5 protein-coding genes are annotated in these 5661 nt (G+C 70.0%); all 5 read right to left on the minus strand.

The features are described from left to right. Positions 1 to 216: 216 nt before the first annotated feature. Entirely contained in the window at positions 217 to 1800 is a 1584-nt protein-coding gene (locus DMC18_RS23600; RefSeq protein ID WP_110121740.1) for an FAD-binding oxidoreductase, read from the minus strand. Between the two features lie 26 nt (positions 1801 to 1826). After that, positions 1827 to 2198, minus strand: a complete 372-nt coding sequence (locus tag DMC18_RS23605; protein ID WP_110121741.1) for a hypothetical protein — start codon at positions 2196 to 2198, stop codon at positions 1827 to 1829. Between the two features lie 18 nt (positions 2199 to 2216). After that, a complete protein-coding gene (locus DMC18_RS23610) occupies positions 2217 to 3440 on the minus strand; it encodes a class I SAM-dependent methyltransferase (protein WP_199228599.1) in 1224 nt (407 codons plus the stop codon). 184 nt (positions 3441 to 3624) lie between these two features. Then, the gene (locus DMC18_RS23615; protein ID WP_110121742.1) at positions 3625 to 4794 is read right to left on the minus strand and encodes an FAD-dependent monooxygenase; all 1170 of its coding nucleotides are present in this window, start codon (positions 4792 to 4794) and stop codon (positions 3625 to 3627) included. Between the two features lie 29 nt (positions 4795 to 4823). Next, positions 4824 to 5661 (minus strand): oxaloacetate decarboxylase (locus DMC18_RS23620; protein WP_370444633.1); only part of this gene is annotated, 838 nt, incomplete at its 5' end.

Below are 5661 nucleotides of genomic sequence, written 5' to 3' on the forward strand. Positions count from 1 at the left end.
AACCTCTCCCATGGGGAGAGGGAGGGGCCCGCGCCGCAGGCGTGGGAGGGTGAGGGGGTACGCCGTTGGCGGTCCCATCCCCTGGCCTGATTGGCCGACGCTTCTGATGTTCGATCGTGGATCTGTCGGTGAGGGTGTAACCCCTCACCCTCCCAAGCTTCGCTTGGGCCCCTCCCTCTCCCTATGGGAGAGGTTCTCCAAAGATGGGAGAGTTTGTTACAGCCCCAGCGCCCCGGGGTTCATGACCCCCTTCGGGTCCACCGCCGCCTTGACCGCGCGCACCAGATCCAGCGCCGGGGCCTCCAGCACATCCGCGTACGGGTAGAGCTTGCCGAGCTGGAAGTGCACGGCGTCGTACTGGCCGTAGAGCGCGATGATCTGGGCCTTGAGCCTGTGCACGAAGGCCGTGGTCTCGGGATCTTCGGCGTACTGGGGCAGGCTGGCCAGATGCTCGGCCGGCAGGACGCCCGCGTGGTAGGCGGTCTGCTCGCCGGGCCAGTAGAGGGCGACCTCGTAGAGGAAGCCGGACGGGCGCAGCACCTCGAACATGCCGCCGCGCCAGACGCCGCGGGCGGTCATCTCTTCGGCGTGGCTGGCGTAGAGGGCCTCTAGCGCCGCGTGGAAGGCGGCGACCTGGCTGTGGGGCAGGACGCCGTTCATCGGGGCCCAGCGCTCGCCCTTGGGACCGAGCACGTTGTAGAGCGGCGCGAACGGCATGCCGCGCACGATGGTCGGCATGGTGTTGGGGATCTCGACCCCCTCGGCCGTCATCAGGGTGCGCAGGCGATCCAGGCGCGCCTTGGCCTCGCGATCGTCCACCCCTTCGAGGATGTAGTGGACCATGTACTCGGCCTTGCGCAGGGCGCGGTCGCCGGCCAGGGCCATCTTGGTGAGCTGGCGCAGGCCGGCGGCCAGCGACGGCGAGCTCTTCAGCACGGTCAGGGCCATCTGCACGACGGCGGCGTTGTCCTGGCGGGCGATCTGGCCCTGGGCCAGCGGCGCGTCGATGGCGAAGTGCTCGTCGTCGAGGTTCTCCAGCGCCGCCGCCCGCATGGCGCGGGCCAGGCTGGGCAGGTCGGCGAAGGCGAACGAGGCGCACTGGAAGGCGGCCTTCCTGGCGATCAGCGGCAGGGTGATGCGCGCCTTGATCCCCAGGGCGCCGCAGTCGCCCAGGAACAGGCCGCACAGGTCGGGGCCGTACCAGCGGGCGAAAGGCGAGCCGCCGCGGGCGGCCGAGCCGGTGCGCAGCAGGGAGCCGTCGGCGATCACCACGTCCAGCGACACGGCCGACTCCGCCGAGCTGCCGAACTGGCCCGATCCATGGCTGATGGCGTGCTGCGACATCGACCCACCGATCGTGGCGGCCAGGCCCGAGAACGGGCCGAAGAACGGCGTGCGCAGACCCAGCGGATCGAGCGCGTCCTTCAGCTGAGCCCAGGTCACCCCGGTCTCGACCGTGACATAGGCGTCGGTCTCGTTGATCTCGACGATGCGGGAAAGGGCGCCGGTGTCGATCAGCACGGTGTCGGCGCGGGTCGCCAGGTAGCCGTCGGTATAGGAGGCGCCGCCGCCGCGCGGGACGATGGCGACCCCGGCGGCCGCCGCCTCGCGCACCACGGCCTGCAGCTGGTCGATGTCGGCCGGGCGGACAACGGCCAGCGGCGTCTCCAGCGTACGATAGACGTCGGTGGCGAAGGGCAGGGCGGCCTCGCCCGTCAGGACGCCGTCCTTGCCGACGATCGCCTCCAGGCGTGCGAGGAGGCCAGCGGCGGCTGGGGCGGTACGCGTCTTGACGGGCATCAGCTTACTCGGATCAGGTCTCAGGGTCAGGTTTGGGCGATGTCTTCGATGGTGGCGCGGAAGCGCTCGGCGGTGTCGGCCGCGGCGGCTTCCGAGGCGTCCTTGCGGGCCAGGTAGAACAGGCGGCCCAGGAAGTCCTGGCGCCAGGCCTCGCGGGCCTCCAGGGCGGCCTGGTCGAGCGGCAGGGCCTCGATCTCGGCGGCCAGGTCCAGGCCCTTGGCGGCGTGGACGCGTTCGGCGGAGTCGAGACGGTCGTGCAGCACGGCCAGTTCGTTGGCCAGGACCATGATCATCGACATGGCCTGGTCGAGGCCCGGGGCCTCGTAGAACTGAGGGCGCTTGCCCTTGGCGTCGCGGATGACGTGCGGGCGCTCGGCCTGCGGAGCGTGGGCGTTCATCGTGATATTCCTTTGAACTCAGGCCTTGCGGGCGATCAGGACTTCCCAGCCGCCGCCGGGGGCGTATTCGCCGGCGGCGAATTCACGGTCGGAGACCGCCGCGCTGGCGTCCTCGCTGTAGCCGGCGGCCTGCTGGGCCACGAACTCCATGATCGCCATCGGGGCGGTGTCGAACTTGACGCTTTGCGGCGGGAAGCCGGCGGCCTTGGCCAGGGCGACCTGATCGGTCTCGCGCATGGCGCCCCAGAAAGGCTCGTTGTTGTACCAGGTCTCGTTGTCGAGGATGAACTGGGTGAACGGGTCCATGTTGTCGAACGGCGGCAGGTCGGCGTGGATCATGTAGCCGCCGGGCGCCAGCAGGCGGTGGCACTCGTTGAAGATGCGCGGCATGGCCTTGCCGGACGTCTCGTGCAGCAGGATGTGGCTGACGATGAGGTCGAAGGAGCCGTCCTCGAAACGCGTCTCCTCGGCGTTCATCTGGGCGAAGTTCACTTCGAGGCCCAGGCCAGCGGCGCGAGCATGGGCGTAGCGCACCTGCGGCGCGGCGACGTCGACGCCCCAGACTTCGGCGTCAGGGAACAGTTCCTTGTAGGGCAGGGTCGAGTGGCCGACCGTGCAGCCCAGATCCAGGATCCGCTTGGGCTTGAAGCCGTCGAGGCGACGGTTGACGTAGTTGCAGACCGAGCGGCCCATGTCGTCGTTGAACGGGCCCATATAGCCCATGGCGTAGAGATAGACGCCGCGGTCGTAGAGAGCGCCGGTCGAGATGTCGTCCGGGGCCACCGCGCCGGCATAGCCGCCGGGCATGCAGTGGATGTCGATCGAGGTGACGTAGCGCGGGGTCTCGAACGCCTCGGGCAGGTCGAGCGTGCCCTTGGCCGACGCCGACAGGCCGCGGGCCTTCTCGATCAGGTCGGGCAATTCGCGGTCGATCGTGACGTTGGTCGATTCCCAGAGCAGTTCCTGGGCGATGCGGTTGGCCGCCGCGTAATGCTGGAAGTAGAGGTCCTTGACCATGGCCGCGCGGATGTCGCGGCGGTCGGCGGGCGCGCGGCCGTGCTCGCGCTCGAAGGCCTTGGCGGCGCGGACGCCGAACACGGGACCCAGGCCCGGCAGCAGACCCTGCTGGATGAACTGCTTGAAGCTCTTGGTGAATTCCTGGCGCGACGCCTCGTCGTGGGTCGGCTTGGGCAGGATCGGGTGGTCGATCTGCTGGAAGGTGTTGAGCATCTCGGCGGACATGGCGGCCTCCAAACAGCCGGCCCGGAAGGGCGGCGCGAACTGACGCTAATCTGAAGGGGACCGATCAGTCAAAATATTGCGTTCAGCGGATGCTCCGCTAGGCGGTCAGCACGCGGGGGAGGCAGGCGGGTGGCGTTCGAAGGCGCCCGGGAAATTCCCTCTCTCTTTGAGAGAGGGATCATTCTCAGACCTCCACCGCGCCCGCATCGTAGGCGAACAGGCCCAAAGTCTCTTCGTTCTTGATCTCGGTCATGCCGTAGAGGTGGGCTTCGTCGCCTTCCAGGCGGTCGGCGTTGAGGTTCGATTCGACCTGGATGAAGCCGCAGCGCTCCTTGCGGGCGGTCTCAAAGCGGGCCAGGGCCTCGGGGACGTCGGCGGCGGCTTCGAAGGCGCGGGCCAGGACGAGGGCGTCCTCGATGGCGGCGGCGGCGCCTTGGCCCAGGAACGGGGTCATGGCGTGGGCTGCGTCGCCCAGCAGGGCCACGCGGCCGCCGCGCACCCAGGTCTTCAGCGGTTGGCGGGCGAAGACGGCCCACTTGTAGAGGGCGGCCGGATCGATGGTGTCGAGCAGGGCCTGGACGTCGCTGCTCCAGCCCTCGAAGGTCTTGCGCAGGTCGGCCAGATCGGCGCGGATCGTCCAGCCTTCCTCGGCCCAGCCTTCCTGGCGGGCGAAGAACACCAGGTTCAGCAGGGTCGAGTTGCGCAGCGGATAGCGCACGGCCATGCGGCCCGGGCCGATGTGGATGCCGGGGAAGTGGGCCAGATCCTCCAGCAGCGGCCCCTCGACCGGCACGATGGCGCGCCAGACGACATGGCCGGTGAAGTGCGGCTCGCCCGGGTCGAAGCCCTTGCGGACGCCCGACTTGACGCCGTCGGCGCCGATGACGGCGTCGCCCTTGATTTCAGTCCCGTCGGCCAGGACGGCGATCGCGCCGTCGGCGGTCGGCTCGGCGCTCACGCAAGGGCTGGACAGGCGAACCGTGGCGCGGCCGGTGGCTTCCAGCGCCTCGACCAGGATGGCGTGCAGGTCGGCGCGGTGGATGTAGACGTAGGGCGCGCCGTAGAGGTCGCGCACCTTCTGGCCGCGCTCGAAGGCGACCAGATCGCGACCGTCGGCCCAGTGCTGCACCCGCTGGCGCTGGGGCTCGACCCCGGCGACGGTGATGGCCTCGGCCAGGCCCAGGTGGTGGTAGACCCGCATGGCGTTGGGGGCGAGCGTGACGCCGGCGCCGATTTCGCCCAGGGCAGGGGCCTGTTCCAGCACCTCGACGGTGTGGCCGGCGCGGGCCAGGGCGATGGCCGCGGTCAGGCCGCCGATGCCGGCGCCGGCGACGATCAGGTGCTGGGGACGCATGGGTAGTCTCCGAAACTTAAGCGCCAAAATCAGGCATAGGTCGCCGCGTCGGCCAGCAGGGCGTCCAGCCCGGCGACCGCGTTGAGGCGAGGAAGGTCGAGAATGTCGAGCCCGTCGGTCGTGCCGTCCGACCGCAGCTTGGCGAGCCATTCGGGCGCGTAGCGGGCCAGGCCGTGCAGCAGCAGCATGGGATGCAGGGCGATGGCGAAGCCAAGCTCCTGCAGCTCCGCGCCCGTGCGTACGGCGGTGATCCCGCCCTCGACGAGGTTGTGGACCAGGGGAACGCGGGCGGCGAAGCGCTCGGCCACGGCCTTTGTCTCTTCCAGGGTGCGGGGACCCTCGACGAAGACGATGTCGGCGCCGGCCTCCAGATAAGCTTCGGCGCGGTCCATGGCGGCTTGCGGGCCTTCGACGCCCAGGGCGTCGGTGCGGGCCACGACCAGGGTTTCCGAACGGGCGTCGAGCGCGGCGCGGACCTTGCCGACCATCTCGGGCAGCGGGATCACGCCCTTGCCGCGCATGTGACCGCAGCGCTTGGGAAAGGTCTGGTCTTCCAACTGCACGGCGGCCGCCCCGGCGCGTTCGAGCACCTTGACCGTCCGCTGGGTGTTCAAGGCGTTGCCGAAGCCCGTGTCGATGTCGACGATCAGCGGGATCTCGACGCGGTCGGCTATGGCCCGCACCGCGTCGGCCAGCTCGCCGACGCCGACCAGGCCGACGTCGGGACGGCCCAGCCGGGCCAGCGACAGCGCCGCGCCCGACAGGAAGGCCGCCTCGAAGCCGGCCTGCTCGACCAGCAGGGCCGAGAAGCCGTCGTAGCAGCCCGGCGCGGCCAGCAGCCGGCGGCGGCCGTCGGGGCCGGCCGCC

It is taken from the genome of Caulobacter sp. D5, assembly GCF_003185805.1.
Taxonomy (GTDB): Bacteria; Pseudomonadota; Alphaproteobacteria; order Caulobacterales; family Caulobacteraceae; genus Caulobacter.

Bases quoted from the DNA above. Each gene is read 5' to 3' on its own strand.
- DMC18_RS23600 (WP_110121740.1), bottom strand. From the start codon at position 1,800: ATGCCCGTCAAGACGCGTACCGCCCCAGCCGCCGCTGGCCTCCTCGCA.
- DMC18_RS23605 (WP_110121741.1), bottom strand. From the start codon at position 2,198: ATGAACGCCCACGCTCCGCAGGCCGAGCGCCCGCACGTCATCCGCGAC.
- DMC18_RS23610 (WP_199228599.1), bottom strand. From the start codon at position 3,440: ATGTCCGCCGAGATGCTCAACACCTTCCAGCAGATCGACCACCCGATC.
- DMC18_RS23615 (WP_110121742.1), bottom strand. From the start codon at position 4,794: ATGCGTCCCCAGCACCTGATCGTCGCCGGCGCCGGCATCGGCGGCCTG.